8 protein-coding genes and 1 pseudogene are annotated in these 15,389 nt (G+C 76.9%); all 9 read right to left on the bottom strand.

From position 1 onward, the window contains the following. Positions 1-16 precede the first annotated feature (16 nt). Positions 17-1,135, bottom strand: coding sequence for an ABC transporter ATP-binding protein (locus ACZ4NB_RS29965; RefSeq protein ID WP_467666180.1), 1,119 nt, complete (start codon positions 1,133-1,135; stop codon positions 17-19). Further along, on the bottom strand, positions 1,132-3,861 hold the full coding sequence (locus tag ACZ4NB_RS29960) for an FtsX-like permease family protein (RefSeq protein ID WP_467666179.1): 2,730 nt from the start codon (positions 3,859-3,861) through the stop codon (positions 1,132-1,134). The genes ACZ4NB_RS29965 and ACZ4NB_RS29960 overlap by 4 nt, the downstream gene beginning before the upstream one ends. A 55-nt stretch (positions 3,862-3,916) precedes the next feature. After that, positions 3,917-7,354 (bottom strand): FtsX-like permease family protein, encoded by a 3,438-nt coding sequence (locus tag ACZ4NB_RS29955; protein WP_467666178.1) that lies wholly within the window; start codon positions 7,352-7,354, stop codon positions 3,917-3,919. A 162-nt stretch (positions 7,355-7,516) separates the two neighbouring features. Next, positions 7,517-7,921 (bottom strand): globin, encoded by a 405-nt coding sequence (locus tag ACZ4NB_RS29950; RefSeq protein ID WP_467666177.1) that lies wholly within the window; start codon positions 7,919-7,921, stop codon positions 7,517-7,519. Positions 7,922-8,053: 132 nt separating this feature from the next. Then, entirely contained in the window at positions 8,054-9,622 is a 1,569-nt protein-coding gene (locus ACZ4NB_RS29945) for an FHA domain-containing protein (RefSeq protein ID WP_467666176.1), read from the bottom strand. A gap of 82 nt (positions 9,623-9,704) precedes the next feature. After that, positions 9,705-9,974, bottom strand: a pseudogene (locus tag ACZ4NB_RS29940) (hypothetical protein); the annotation flags it as partial. A gap of 79 nt (positions 9,975-10,053) precedes the next feature. Next, on the bottom strand, positions 10,054-11,451 hold the full coding sequence (locus tag ACZ4NB_RS29935) for a protein phosphatase 2C domain-containing protein (protein ID WP_467666175.1): 1,398 nt from the start codon (positions 11,449-11,451) through the stop codon (positions 10,054-10,056). A 1-nt stretch (position 11,452) separates the two neighbouring features. Beyond that, a complete protein-coding gene (locus tag ACZ4NB_RS29930; protein ID WP_467666174.1) occupies positions 11,453-14,020 on the bottom strand; it encodes a serine/threonine-protein kinase in 2,568 nt (855 codons plus the stop codon). Then, entirely contained in the window at positions 14,017-15,336 is a 1,320-nt protein-coding gene (locus ACZ4NB_RS29925; protein ID WP_467666173.1) for a hypothetical protein, read from the bottom strand. The genes ACZ4NB_RS29930 and ACZ4NB_RS29925 overlap by 4 nt, the downstream gene beginning before the upstream one ends. Between the last annotated feature and the right edge of the window lie 53 nt (positions 15,337-15,389).

Below are 15,389 nucleotides of genomic sequence, written 5' to 3'. Positions count from 1 at the left end.
ACCCATCGGACAGGCCCTAGGAGTCCCGGTCCGCGCGCCGGGCGTCCCCGGGCTCCGGCGCCTGCCCGCCCCCGTCAGCAGCCCCGTCGGCGGGCACCTCCCCGGGACCTTCCCCAGGCCCCTCCTCCTGCCGTCCCTCGTCGGCCGGCCGGTCCGGCCACACCCCGATGTGGTCGCTCTCCAGCTCCAGCAGGACGCGATGCTCCATGCCCAGGCTTCCGGTGTAATCGGCCGGCAGCTGGAGGCGGCCCGCCCGGTCGAGCATCGCGTATTCGCGGGCGACCAGGGACTCCCGGCCCGTCGCGGCGTCGCGTTCGGTGCGCCGCAGCACCTCCGACGACGTACGGCCGTCGCGGATGGCGACGGTGCGCCGCACCTCGCTCGCCACCGCCTGGTCATGGGTGACGATCACGATGGTGGTGCCCAGCTCCTCGTTGGCGGTGCGGAAGGCGGTGAAGACCTGCTCGGCGGTGTGCGAGTCCAGCTCGCCGGTCGGCTCGTCGGCCAGCAGGACCGACGGGGTGTTCGCCAGCGCCACCGCGATGGCGGTGCGCTGCTGCTCACCGCCGGAGAGCTGGTGCGGCCGGCGGTCGCGGCAGTGCTCCAGGGAGAGCATCGACAGCAGCCGCTCGGCGGCCTTCGTACGGGCCGCCCGGCGCCGGCCGCCGCTCAGCCGCATCGGCAGCGTGACGTTCTGCAGCGTGGTCAGATACGGCAGGAGGTTGCGGGCGGTCTGCTGCCAGACGAAGCCGACGACCTCGCGGCGGTAGCCGAGCCGGGCCCCGGCGTCCATGGTCAGCAGATCGCGGCCGGCGACCTTGGCGGCGCCGGCGGTCGGCACGTCCAGCCCGGCCAGAATGTTCATCAGCGTGGACTTGCCGCTGCCGGACGCGCCGACCAGCGCCATCAACTCGCCCTCGGCGACCAGTAGATCGAGCCCCTGGAGGGCCTGCACCTCGACGCCGTCGGTGGTGAAGACCCGTACCAGCCGGTCGCAGGCGATCAGCGCATCGTGCCCGTAGGCGGGGCGCCGGCGCCGGGCCGCCGCGCGGCGCTCCAGCTCGGCGAGGCTCGCGAGCCCGGTGCCGGCCGCGGCCGCGGAGGCGCCCTCGCCGTGGTCGGACGGTGTGGTCATCCCAGGTCCCCCAGTCTCCATTCGGCGCGCTCGCGCCGCCGTTCGCTCAGCCACGCCTGGGCCAGTGCCACCGCCAGCGCCAGCGCGACCACGCCCGCCGACGGCAGCAGCAGCGACGCGGGATCGGACCGCAGCCGTACGGTGTCCGGTGCGCCGCCCGCGGCCCCGGCCAGGGCGAGCGCGGTGAGGTCCATACCGGGGCGCAGCAGCCGGATCGTGGCGGCGCCGGCCAGCGCCCCGCCGAACGCCGCCAGCAGCGCCGGCGGCAGCGCTTCGAGGACCATCAGGCGCCGTCCCCGTGCCGGTGTCAGGCCCATCGCGCGCAGCCGGAACAGCAGATGGGCCTGCTGCGGGGCGGCCTGGAGGCGTGCGAGGAGCAGGGCCAGCAGCGCGAATCCGGCGCCGGCCGCGACGGCGGCGGTGTACAGGCGCTGCGCGCCCTGCTGGAGGGGCGGATCGGCGAGCCGCGCGCGTTCGGCGGAGCGCAGCACCAGGTCGGCGGAGAGCGACGCCGGGGTGTGCGCGCGGACGGTGGTGCGCAGCGCCTCGGTGTCCAGCCGGCGGCCGGACAGCAGCAGGACGGTGGGGCCGTTGGCGGGTTCGGCGTAGGTGTCCGGGTGGCGGCGCGCCACGCTCTCCGCGTTGATCAGGACGAAGTCGCCGCCGGGCTGGGCCGGGGTGTCGGCGCGTACCGCCGCGGGGCGGACGACGAGTTGCCCGAAGTCCGGCTGCAGCGCCATCGGGGCGCGCCCGAACCGGGCCAGGACGCGGGGGGAGACGATCGCCGGCAGCGGCCGGTCGCCGCCGGGGTCGGCCAGCTCCCGGGCGGAGAAGGCGCCCAGCCCGGTGGCGCGGGCGAGCCGGGAGTACGCCTCGGCGTCGGCGATGACCAGATAGAGGGGCGGGCCGCCGTCGTCGGCGGCCTGGACGGCGATCCGTATCGCCACGGTGTCCTCGACGCCCGGCACCTCGGCGACGGCGCGCCGGAGGTCCTGGGGCAGGGGCCGGTCACCGACGAGGCGGGCGTCGGCGCCGACGGCGGTCAGCGCCGCGTGGTCGCGGGCCGCGTCGATGCCCGCGAGCACCGAGCCCCCGAAGGACGCGGTGGTCAGCGCCACCAGGAGCGCGAGCAGGGGCAGCCCGGCGACGGCCGGGGCGCGGCCCGCGCGGGCCAGCGCGAGAAACCCGATCAGCCCCGGGCCGCGGGCGGCGGGGCGGGCGGCCAGCCGCAGCGGGAGCGGGTAGAGCCGCATCAGTAGCAGCGCGGCGATCACGCCGACGAGCACCGGGGCGGCGCTGACCAGGGCGTCCACCCCGTCGCCGGCCGCCGTGCCGCGGCGGCGCAGCGCCACCACCGCGCCCGCCGCCAGTGCCAGTACGGTCAGTTCGGCGACCGTACGGCGCCGGGAGGGGCGGGCATGCGCCAGGTCGGCGCGTTCGGTGGGGCGCGGGCGCCGGTGGGCGGCGGCGGCCCGCAGCGGCAGGGCGAGCGTGCCCAGCAGACCGGCCCCGGCGGCCGCCGCCAGCGAGGGCCAGACGCGCTCACCGGGCAGCAGCGCCAGCGCCAGCCCGCAGCCGGCCGCCGCCGCGGGCAGCGCCACCACGGCGGTCTCCGCCGCCAGTTGCCCGGTCAGCGCGGCCAGCGAGGCGCCGCGGGCCCGCAGCAGCGCCAGCTCCGGCCGCCGCCGGGCCGCCGTCAGCGCACCGGACATCAGCAGCACGACACCGGCGACGGTGCCGATGCCGACCGCGGCCACCGCGATGACCGGCGCGATCGCCGCCCGCGACCGGGCATGGCCCTCCAGCAGGCCGTCCACCGAGCTGTCGGCCAGCGCGTCGCCGCCCGCCACCGCGCGCAACCGGGCGAGCGCCGCGCCGTGTTCGAAGGAGAGCAGCCGGTCGTGCAGGAGCGGAGCCTCCTGGGCGGTCAGCCCGCGCGCGTCCACCGGGTAGCGCCAGAACTTCTCCGGCGCGCCCCCGGTGGACGCCAGCGCCGGGCCGTCCTGGGGCGCCAGCAGCAGACCGGCGTGCCAGAACCGCTGCGGCGGCGGCCCCGGGGTCACGTCCCTGCGGGCGGCGGTCAGCACCGGGTCCACGGCCCAGTACGCGCCGTCCGGGGCACGCGGGGCGAGCAGACCCGAGATCCGTACGGTCAGGCCGTCCAGATGCAGTGCGCTGCCGACGCGCAGGGTCAGCGTCCGCGCGGTGGCGACGGTCACCGCCGCCTCCAGGGTGCGCGCCCCGGGGGCGGCGCCCCGCGGCAGCCGGCCCTTGGTGAGCGCGGCGTGCCGGTCGAGGCCGGACGCCGCCCGGAGCGACAGGGCGGGGGCGACGCCGTCCGGCCGGGGCAGCCAGGCATCGTCTGCGCGCAGCGGCTTGGTGGTGCGGACACCGTGGACCGCATCGTCCGCCGCGATCCGCAGCGGGGCGGCGAACTGCCGTCGGAGCGCCCGGTCCTGGCGGTCGACCTCGGTCGCGGCGAAGGCGGCCGCCGGGTCGGTGCCGGGCGCCCCGGCGGGCGAGACGGAGATCTCCAGGGTCCGATCGCCGGGCGGCGCCGAGGAGATCGCATGGCGCACCCCGCGCGTCTCGTACGCCTCGACCCCGCGCGGGAACGCGGCCGCCAGGAACGCCGTCACCAGCACCAGGGCGCCCAGCGCCGTCGCCGCCGCGCGCGACGTCCGCAGCCGGAGGCGCAGCCAGGCCGCCCAGGTGAGCGCGTTCACCGGACCTCACCCACCGGCCGCCGCGTCCCCGTCCCCGTCTTCGTGCTCGTCCTCATCACAGCGCTCCTTGGCCGCGCAGGGCCCGTACCGGGTCGCCGCGGCGCAGCCCGAGGGCCGCGACGATCAGCAGCGGCACCGCGGCGACCGCCGCCAGCAGCGCGGCCACCTGGCCGGCCGGCAGCTGCACCACAACCGGCGGCACCGGACGGCCCGCCTCCTGGGTCAGCACGATCAGCGGGACCACCGCCCGGGTGAGCACCGTCCCCAGCGCCACGCCGACGGCCAGCGCCAGCGCGACCAGCACGCCCTGCTCGGCGGCGACCATCCGGGCCAGCAGCGGGCGCGGTGCGCCCAGGGCCCGCAACACGGCGAACTCCCCGGCCCGTTCGCGGACCGACCCGGCGGTGCCGACCGCGAAGCCGACCGCCGCCAGCGCCACCGCGACCGCCGCGGCGGCCGTCAGCGCGGTCTGCGGGCCGAGCCCCAGCGGATCGTCGTGCAGCTGCCGGGCGATCTCGTCGCGGACCAGGACCTGGCCCGGATCGATGTCCGGGCGGGCCCGCAGCGCGCCCGCGGCCTGCGCCGCCGCACCCGGCTCCGGGCGCAGCCACCACTCGGTCGCGGTCAGCGGCGCGGCGCCGCGATCGGCCAGCGCCTCGTTGACCGCGCCGAAGTCCACCAGCAGCCCGGTGCCGGCCGGGCCGCCGTCCGCCACGGCCGGCAGCGCGCGCACCGCCGCGACGATCCGCGCCTTCAACGGCTCCCCGTTGACCGGGACTTCGATCGTGGCGCCGGTCTTCGAGCCGCTGTCGCGCAGAAACGCCTCGGTCGCGACCGCGGCGAGCGGCGGCCGCTTCGGGTGTGCGGCGGTGATCCGCACCGTCGTCACCGCCGCGCTCCACGGGTCCGGCCGGAAGCCGGTGTCGTAGGTCTGGGACAGCAGACCGCCCTTGGGGACCTCGGCCCGGCCCGCCGCGGGCCCGGACTGCTCGCCCTCGGAGCCGCTGCCGCCGGTGATCTGCGCCCGCCAGGCCAGGGTGGCGGGCGCGGACAGGGGGCGGGGCCGGCCCGCTTCGGTGACGGCCTGTGCGGTGGCGACGGTCAGCTGCTGGCGGTGGGAGACCGCCGACCGCTCCGTGTCGGCGACCAGACCGGTCAGCCGCAGGGGACCGGCCGGGCGTCCCGCCGGGGCGCCGGCCGCGGCGGCGAGGTCCGCTTCCAGGGTGTGCGGGGCGCCGTCCGCGGCGAGCGTGCCGAGCGGCAGGGCGTACGGGACGCCGAAGCGGTCGGTGACGACGGCGGAGAGGCCGGCGGGCACCGGCCCGGTGCCGTGCCCGGTGCCGTGCCCGGTGGCGCCCGGCCCGGACGGCAGCTCCTTCAGGGAGCGCAGGGTCGCGCTCAGCCGTAGGCGGCCGGTGTCCGCGGGGAGTTCGAGGCCGACCGGAGTGCCGTCGTGCGGTGCCACCGTCCGCAGCACCCGGTCCGCGGCCCGGCCCGACCGGTCGTCCGGGGCGCCGCCCAGCAGGTCGCCGCGCGGCAGCAGCGCCCCCGCCGACCGCCCGGCGTCCAGGGCGAGCAGCGAGGAGGTCCGGCCGCCCGACAGGTTCAGCACGGCCTGCCCGGCGGGCAGCGCCGCGGCCACCCCCGGCACCGCCGCATACGCCCCGCCCTGGCCCAACTGCGGTGCCCGGCCGCCCAGTACGCGCACCGCCGCGCCCGCCCGGAAGTCGGCCTGGTCGTCCTGCGAGCGGTCCCAGGACGCACGCTGGCCGATCGCCAGCATGCCCAGCGCGGTGGCCAGCACCAGCAGCAGCACGGGGCCCGCGCCGCGGTCGGGGCCTCCCCTGCTCGAACGGAGTGGAGAGCCTGGGGAGGGGCGGCGGCTGATCTGCCAGCCGGCCAGCGCCGCGGCCAGGCCCCGGCCGCCGGCCGCGCCCCGCTCGGCGATCCGGGCGACGAGGGGCAGCAGCCGCAGCGTCAGCACCGTTCCGGCGAGCAGGGCCAGCGCCGGAGCGGCCACCAGGACCGGATCGATACCGAGGCGGCCGGTGGTGTCGCCGGTCAGCACCCCGCCGCCGTCCGGTCCGTCGCCGCCCGCCGTCTGCCGCTGGAGCTGCCAGTACGCGACCCCGGCGAGCACCAGCAGCCCGAGGTCCGCGCCCGTGCGTCCCCAGGACCGCCACTCCGTCCGCCCGGGGGAGCGCCCGAGGACGCCGGGCAGCGCCCGCCGCCGCGGTGGGCCGTCATCCCCGCCGTCCAGCAGCGCGGGCGCGGCGATCGCGAGCGCGCAGCCCAGCGCCACGCCGGTCCCCGCCAGCCAGGTCGCGCCGGTGAGCCGGGTGTCCACCGGCAGTCCGATGCGGGCCGGCGCACCGCTGCCGGCCAGCAGGCGCATCAGCGGGCCGGCCAGCAGCGGCGCGCCCAGCGCGGCCGGGGCGGCGAGCAGCAGCGACTCGGCCAGGGCCAGCCCCGCGATCCGCCGCCGGGAGCCGCCGCGGGCCCGCAGCAGCGCCGTCTCGCCGGTCCGCGCGCTGCTCAGCATCCGGGCGACGAGCAGCAGCGCGTACCCGGCGAGCAGGATCAGCTGCAGCGCGACGATCAGGATCGTCGAGCGGTTCACCAGCAGCGACCGCTGCAACTGCCCCAGGGCGTCGGGCAGATCGGTGGTGGCGGTGGCCCGGCCCGCGAACGCCGGATCGGCCATCAGCGCCCTGGGCGCGCGTCCGGCGGCGGCGCGCAGCGCGTCCAGCCGGTCCGCGGTCAGCGAGCGGAAGTCGGCGGTGGCGAGCCAGCCGGCCGAGTCCTGCACCAGCGGTCCGCCGCGGAACGCCGCCGGGTCGGTGACCATCGGCCCGTAGGTGGTGAAGTCGAGGGTGCGCACCCCGCGCCCGCCGAGGTCGTCGAGCTTCCAGTAGGGGTCGGTGCGGTCCTTGGGCCGGTAGACGCCGGTGACCTCGACGGCCAGACGGGGGCCGGACAGCCGGTTGTCGAGGGTCAGCCGCCGACCGGGCCCGATCCCGAGCCGGGCGGCCGCGGCCTCGGGCACGGCGATCGGCAGCGGCCCGTGTGCGGCAGGCGCGGGCCAGCGCCCCTTGGTGAGCGTGAGGCGGGAGCGGTCCATGGCCGCGAGGTGGGTCAGATCCGGCTCGCCCTTACGGGCCCGCGGCGGCCGGAGTGCGCGGGGCAGCGCGTACGGCCCGGAGCGGGTCAGGGTGTGGACCGTGAACGGCAGTCGGTCGAAGGCCCGCCGGGCTCCCGTGTGCACCGCGCGGTCGGCCTGCTCCCGCTGCTCCGCGGGCAGTTGGGCCTTCACCTGGAGCGCGGCGGCCGCCGCGGAGCGCGTGCGCAGGGTCGTGCGCAGGCCGGCGTCCCCGACCGCGTCGGAGAAGGCGGAAAGCGTCGCCAGCACCGTGCTGGTCAGCAGTACCGACACCAGCGCGGCGGTCAGCAGCAGGCGATGCGCCCGCACCCGCACGAAGACGAAGCCGGCCATGGTCCCCCTGCCAGGCTCGCAGCACCCACCCCAACAGCACCAAACAGATGAACAGATGCTGTCAGAGCGCGGTGTCCGGTGAGCGGATTGCGGGAGTCCTTGACCGGATTGTGACGGGGCCGGGCGGCTGGGGGCGCGGGGCCGCCCGGTGTGACGCGTTCCTCAGTCCGCGGCGTTGATCATCGAGGCGGCCGCATACGTGAGGTAGTTCCACAGCTGCGTCTCGTGTTCCTCGGACAGGCCCAGGGAGTCCACGGCGTCGTGCATATGCCGCAGCCAGGCGTCGTGCGCGGCCCGGTCGACGGTGAACGGGGCGTGCCGCATCCGCAGCCGGGGGTGGCCGCGGCCGTCGCTGTACGTACGGGGGCCGCCCCAGTACTGCATGAGGAAGAGCGCGAGGCGCTCCTCGGCCGGGCCCAGGTCCTCCTCCGGGTACATCGGCCGCAGCAGCGGGTCCTCGGCGACTCCCTGGTAGAAGCGGTGCACCAGGCGGCGGAAGGTCTCCTCGCCACCGACCTGCTCGTAGAAGGTCTGCTCCTGAAGCGTGCCGCGTGGAATCTTGTTCACCCGTCCATGGTGGCAGACGCCCAGGGCTAGGACTCCGGTCGTAGGACGATCCACGGGGGCGCCGGCACCGCAAAGGCGAACGGGGCGTGATCGATTGATCACGCCCCGTTCGTCCGGTGTACGGCCCGCGGGTCAGCCCCGGCGGATGGTCAGCGTCGTCCAGGCGCCGACGTGCACCCGGTCGCCCTCATGGAGCGGCACCGGCACATATGGCTGGATCGGGTCCTCGGCGAGGTTGATCGTCGTGCCGTTGGTGGAGTTCTGGTCCACCACGGCCCAACTGCCGTCCTGCTGCTGCACCAGCAGGGCGTGCTGGTGCGAGACGCCCGGGTCCTCCGGCGCACTGCCCAGGTCGACGTCCGGGGACTCGCCGGTGCTGTTGCGGCGGCGGCCGACCGCGATCTGGCCGTTGGCGAGCGGGAGCACCTGCTCGGGGGAGTACGAGGGCAGGTTGAGCCCCGCCGCCTCCGGGCCGCTGCGGCCCATCATCGCCATGAAGTACTCACGGTCCGGCGCGACCGCGACCACCCAGCCGGCGCCGACGACCGGCTGCGGACCCTGCGGCGGCGCCGCGGGGCCCTGGCCGGGCCCGCCGTTCCACTGCTGGTCCGGTCCGGGCCCCTGCTGCGGCGGCATCTGCTGCTCGAACGGGGGCTGCTGCTCGTACGGGGCCTGCTGCGGCTCGTACGGTCCCGGCTGCTGCGGCGGGAACGGCGTGGGCGGCTGCTGCTCGAACGGGGCCTGCGGGCCGGGTCCGGGCGGCGCGGGCGCCATGGGCGGGGGCGCGCCCTGGGCGCTCGGCGGGTTCAGCGTCCAGTCGTCGCCCTGCTGCGGCGGCGGGCCGGGCTGGCCGGGGCCAGGCATACCGGGCGGCGGGCCGGGCTGCCCGGGGAAGCCGCCGGGTCCGGGCTGGCCCGGGAAGCCACCGGGGCCGGGCTGGTCGGGGAAGCCGGGCGGCGCCATGTCCTGCTGCGGGGGCTGCGGCTGCTGGGGGTGCGGCGGCGGGAAGCCGTAACCGTCCTGCCCGCCCTGCGTACCGGGGCCGGGCCGGCCGGGGCCCGGAGCGGGCGGCGGGAAGCCGTAGCCGCCGCCCTGGGTGCCGGGACCGGGCATACCGGGCGGCGGGCCCGGCTGCTGGCCGGTCGGCTGGCCCGGCGCCGGGGCGTACGACATCGGGGAGTTGGTGAGGAAGTTGTAGCGGCACTCCTCGCAGAAGGGCGCCATCGCCGCGCGCGGGGTACCGCACTGCGGGCACGGCTCGGACTGCACCTGCTGGCCGGGACCGGGCTGGCCGGGGCCGGGCGCGGGCGGCGGGAAGCCGTAGCCGCCGCCCTGTGAACCGGGGCCGGGCTGGCCGGGGGCCGGCGGCGGGAAGCCATAGCCGTCCTGGCCGCCCTGTGTGCCGGGGCCGGGCTGGCCGGGGCCCGGTGCGGGCGGTGGGAAGCCGTAGCCGCCCTGCGGGTCGGGAGCGCCGGGACCCATGCCGCCGGGGCCGGGACCAGGGGCGCCGGGCGGCGGGCCGGGCTGGCCCGGTGGCGGGCCGGGCTGGCCGGGAGGCGGGCCGGGCTGGCCGGGAGGTGGCGTGTTCAGGAAGCCGGCAGGCAGGGAGGGCGGCGGGGGGAGCGCACCCGCCATCCGCTGGCCGCACACCTCGCACCAGTCTTCGGCCACCGACTGGTGGCCGCTCGGGCAGGTCGGCATGTCGGTATTTCCCCCTCCGTACCGTTTCTTTGGGGCACTGCTCGGTACTGATTGTGTCGGTACTGATTGTGAATCTTTGTGGCTATTCATCTCTGCGAATGGTGTTCGTCGAGGGCGTTTCGAGAGGTATCTCGTCTGCCTCGGCGACCTTCGCCTTCAGTCGCACAGTACCGGTCGCCCTGTCGGCGACGCCCACCACCTTCGCAAGGAGTTTCGCCGACTCCCCGTTCCCCCAGGTGCCGGCGGACGGCACCGCGCGACCCGTTTGCACCTTCGCACGGGCGACATTGCCCGACTTACCCGTATCGCGTGCCTGTTGGACAACTTGCGCCAGTTCCACCCGTCCTGTGTAGCGCACTCATCGGCGCCCGTGGTGCGTTCCGCCACGGCGTGTGGCCCACGGGCGCCCGACTCGTCCGGCTGTGGTCCGGTCAGGCCGATCCTGCCCGCACCGACGGCGCGGGGAACGGCACCAGCGCCACCGTTACGTTGTCGTGCCCGCCGCCGTCGAGGGCGTGGGCGACCAGTGTGCGCGCGCCGTTCAGGGGCCTGGTGGGGGCGTCGTGGGGCAGCACCGCGGCCATCTGCTCCGCGGATTCGGCGTAGTTCCACAGCCCGTCCGTGCACACCACCACGACACCGGGGCCGTCCGGCTTGAACGTCGCGGTGTGCGGCTCGACCTCGTAGGCGTCGGCGCCGAGCCAGCCGGTGATGGCGTGCGCCCGCTCGTCGGCGTTCGCCTCGGCCTCGGACATCAGGTTGTTGGCGACCATCTGGGCGGCCCAGGAGTCGTCCTCGGTGAGCCGTACGGGCGGCGCCGTGCGGTCGTTGGGGATCCAGTAGGCGCGGCTGTCGCCGACCCAGCCGACGGTCAGCAGCCCGCCGCCGACCACCGCGCCGACGAACGTACAGGCCGGGGCGTTCTGCTGGCGGTGCTCGTCATGCGCCAGGGCCGGGTCGGCGGCCAGCGAGTCGACCGCGGCGGAGGCCGCCAGGACGGCCTCGTGCATGGCCTGCTGGGGGTGCGTACCGCGCGGCAGCGACGCCAGCAGCGCCTCGCCGGCGGCCTCCGACGCCGCCTTGGACGCCTCGTCCGGGCGGGTCGCGGAGGAGACGCCGTCGCAGACCACCGCGGCCACGGCGGGCGAACCGTCCGGCAGTGCGGTGGCCCGCAGCGCGAAGAAGTCCTCGTTGCGGTGGTGCCGGTGCCCCCGGTCGCTGACCGCCGCGAGGCCCACCAGCTCGCTCTCCATGTGGTCACGGGCGGGCGGCCGGGGCTGCCCGCACCGGGCGCAGTTGCCGTCGGGGTCCACGGGACCCGAAGGGCAGGCCGGGCAGGCGGTGGCCTCCTGGGCGGGAGCGTCCTGGGCAGGAGCGTCCTGGGCGGGGGCGGGCGCTGGCGCACTCGGCGCGCCGGCCTCGATGGCCGCTTCCGCGGCGGCGTCGGCGACGACCTCGTACCCCGCGACCCGGGGGTCGGCGGGCGGCCCGTCCGCCGCCGTCGCGCTGCCGGGCGCCGCGGGCGCACTGCCCGGCACCTGCGGCGCCTCGTCGTCGCCGAAGGGCAACCGGGTCTGCGGATCCGGAGGCGGCGGGCCGGCGGGGCCGCCGGGCGCGGCGGGGGCGGGCGGTACGGGCGGCGCCGGCGGCATGGGCGGCAGCGGAGGTACGGGCGGCGGCCCGGCGGGCGCCGCGTGCCCCGGAGCGGCCCCGTACGCCGACGGCGCGGCCGGCGCCAGGAGAGCGGCGCCGCACCGACCGCAGAACTTGTCCCCCGCATCGAGGGGTTCCTCGCACCCCGCGCACCGGGACGGCCCAGTCACACCCATGTCACACCCATGTCCTGGGGCGGAAGCGGTTGGCCCGCTCCACCAGCTCGATCCTCTTCTCACCACGCTGTGCCAGCCGCGCCAGCAGGCGGTACGACCGCTCCAGGCCGCACCGCAGACCGCGCTCGTCCAGCGGGCTGCCGAGCAGCGCCGACCGCCCGCCGGCGGCGCCCTCCGCGTCCGGGCCGGCACCGTGGCTCCCGGAGAGTACCCAGTCCAGGGCACTGCCCAGTACTTCGGTGGCGAGTTGTTCCCTTCGCTCGGCGTCCAGGCCGAAGTCCGCGAGGGCTTCGACCTGTTGGGCGGCCGCCCGCAGATCCGCCAGCAGCGGATCGCGCGGCGGACGCCGCCGCAGCCGGGCGCGGACCGCCGCGACCCGCGCCGCGGTGTAGTGGATGGACGACTCCGGTACGGACTCCAGGGCCTCGACCGCGCCCGCGCGGTCGCCCGCCGCCAGCCGCACCCGGGCCAGCCCGAACGCGGCACTGACATAGCCGCGGTCGGTCGCCCACACCAGGCGGTAGTACTCCAGGGCGTTGTCCCACTGCTCCAGCAGCTCCGCGCAGAGGGCCAGCGCCAGCTTCGGCGCCGGCTCGCCGGGGAAGGCGTCGTAGACCGCGTCGAAGGCCGGCGCGGCCCGCTCGTGGTCCCCGGTGGCGAGCGCCACCAGGCCGCCGTGCCACACCACCCGCCAGTCGGCGCCCCGCTCCCCGGGATCCCCACCGACCGCCGCCGCGGCGGGCCCGGCCGGCCGCGCTGCGAGCGCCTCCAGCACCGCCTGCGCGGCCGCGCCGTCACCGGTCTCCAGATGGGCGCGCAGCTCCCGCAGCCGGACCTCCAGGGAGTCGGCGGGCGCGCAGCGCAGCGCGGTCAGCAGCTCGGCGGGGGTGGCGGCCGACAGCCCGGCGAGGAGGCCGGCGCCGGGGTCGCCCGGATCCACCCGCGGCACCGGTAGCGCGAGGGCGGCGCCCGCGACGTCCAGGGGGCGCAGCAGCGGACCGATGGCTTCCGGTTCTCCGGGCGCGGGCGCCGTCCCGCGCCCGCCCAGCAGCGAACCGTCGCCCTCCAGCGGGGCCAGCAACTCGGTGCCCACGGCCCGCAGCTCGGGCCCGAACAGGGTCGACGGCGCCGGCCGCGGCTCGCCCGACTGGAGCGCCACCACCTCCCGCAGCACGCCCGTCAGCTGCTCGGACATCTCCTCCGCGGAGGAGAACTGGCGCGCCCGGTCGGGGTCCGTGGCGCGCACCAGCAGCCGGTAGAAGGACTCGTAGCTGCGGAAGACCTCGATGTTGTCCGGATCGGGCAGCGAGTCCGCGAAGACGTTCGTATAGCCCTGGAAGTCGAAGGTCAGGACGGCCAGGGTGCGCGCGACCGTGTACAGGTCGGAGGCGACCGAAGGGCCCAGCTCGGCGATCTCGGGCGCCTGATAGCCGATCGTGCCGTAGATCGGGCTCTCGTGGTCGTCCATCCTGCGCACCGCGCCCATATCGATCAGCTTGAGCTGGTCGTGCTGCTGGATGGCGTTGTCGACCTTGAAGTCGCAGTACAGGAAGCCGCGGCTGTGCAGATGGCCGAGCGCCTCCAGCGCCTCGATGCCGTAGGCGCAGGCCTGCTCGACCGGCAGCGGATCGCGCCTTCCGTGGGGCGTGCGCCGGGCGTTGGCGATGTCCTTGAGCGACTTGCCGCCGACGTACTCCATGACGATATAGCCGTCGAGGCTGCCCGTCCCCCGGTCGAGGTGCTCGACGAAGTTGTAGATCCGGACGATGTTGGCGTGCTCGATCTCGGCGAGGAAGCGCCGTTCGGACATCGCGACCGCCAGCGCCTCCTCGTCACCGGTGTCCAGCAGCCCCTTGAGGACCACCCACCGGTCGGAGACCGCGCGGTCGATCGTCAGATAGACCCAGCCGAGCCCGCCGTGGGCCAGGCAGCCCACGACCTCGTACTGGCCGTGCACCAGCTCACCGGGCCGCAACTTGGGTACAAAGCTGTACGGATGGCCGCACTTGTCGCAGAACCCCTCCGTCCGGCCCGCCTGTTCACCGCGCGCCCGCCCCACCGGGGCACGGCAGTCCGCGCGGCTGCAGAACCGCTTGCGCTCGGGGACCCGCGGATCCTTCAGGACCGCGGTACGCGGATCGGGCCGCGGCACCTCCGGCACCGCCACCAGGCCCGCGCCCAGCCGCCCGCGCGACGACCCGCTGCCCGTGCTGCCGCGCACCGACACCGACCTGCCGCGCGTCGCCCCGCCGCCGGACGGAGCGCGGGAGAGCCGCGCGGAGACCGAGCGCCGGGACGCCGACGAGCGGGCGGAGGGCGGCGTGGAACCGGAGCCGGCGCCCGGGCCGGGGGAGGGGACCGTCAGCAGCGCCCCGGCCGCCGCCCGGCGCGACGCCGTGCCCGCCCGGGCCCGGTCCGTCAGGCCGGTGGGCGGCGAGGAGATCAGGCCGCCCGGCGAGACCACCGGCGCCAGACCGCACCGGTCGCAGTACAGCTCGCCGCCGCCGGCATCGACGTAACCGCCCGCGCAGTCCCGCCGTTGGCAGCGCCCGCCGGCCCGCTCCGTCATGAATCCCCCCTCTCCTCCCGCTGCGGCGGAACCAGCGCCTCCGCCGCCGCCTGCTGATAGCGCCACACCGCGTGCTCGGCCGCCCGCAGATCGCACGGGGCGCTCCACAGCATCCGGCGGGCCACGTCGTACCGCTCCGTCAGCAGCGGATCCGCCGCCATGCCGTGACGCGCCACCTTCGCCTTGTAGGCGTCCAGCCGGCCGCGCAGCTCGGCGCGCACCGCCAGCGGCGCGGTGACCGCCGTCAACGACTCACGGGCGCGGTGGAGTTCCTCCTCCGCGCGCTCCTCCAGGCTGTCCAGCAGCGGCGAGAGCCGGTGCCACTGCGCCCGCCTGCGGTACTCCGCGGCGGCCGCCAGCTGCTCGTGCAGCGCCGTGGACGGGCCGCTGACCGCGGGCACCTCCGACGCGGCGATCTTCGCCAGCACCTCACCGCGCGCCTGGCGCGCCTCGGTCAGCGTCCGGTCGGCGCGCGAGAGGACGTCGCGCAGCTGCATCAGCCGCTGCTCCGCGTCCTGCCGCACGTCCAGCACCGCCGCGATCTCCCGCCGGATGTCCTCCAGCGCGCGGGCCGCCCGGTCGTAGCGCCCGGTGTCCGGACGGCCCCCGCCGGGCGCCGAACTCCCCGTCGACGACGACACCCAGAACGCCAGCGGGTCCGCGATCACCTGGGCGCGCAGCCGCGCCAGCTCGCCGGTGATCCGCTCCAGGTCGTCGCCCGCCGGATGCTCACCGGGGCGCACGCCCACCGAATGCGCCAGCGAACGGGTGCGCTGGAGCTCGGCGGAGAGCAGGTCTATCCGGGCCGGCAGCGCCGACCAGACCGCGTCGGCGGCGACGATCACATCCAGCGACCGCGCGTACAGGCCGTTCATCCGCGCGACGAGCGCCTCCAGGCTCAGCCGCTCGCCCGGCGGGCCGCTCCCCGGGCCGCCGTCCTCCGGGGCCGCGCCGGGCACCGCGACCTCGTCGCCGCGCAGCAGCCGCGTCAGCTCCGCCAGGTCGTCCGGGGACGGCCAGCGCCGCTGCGCCCGAAGTTCGCGCGCCGCCTCCAGCGCCGCCGTGTAGGTGTCGAACAGCGACCACAGGACCGCGATGGAGCGCTCCGTGGCGGCCCAGCGCTCCTTGGTCGTGCCCGACAGATCGGCGCCCTCCAGCAGCCGGCGCCCCGCGTGGTCCTGCAGCGCCAGCAGCGAGGTCTCGATCGCCTCGTACTCGGCGCCGAGCCGCGCCAGTGCGCGGTCCACCTCCTCCCGGCTCAGCACCGGGGCATCGGGCCTCCCCGGAGATCCGGGAAAGGGTCCAGGGACCCCCATCGATCACCTCTCCAATACGCGTACGGTGCACGGCGATTGCTGCGACCGGGTGG

The sequence above is a fragment of the Streptomyces sp. NPDC026575 genome, from assembly GCF_055567415.1.
This window is presented reverse-complemented; position numbering and strand designations above follow the sequence as displayed.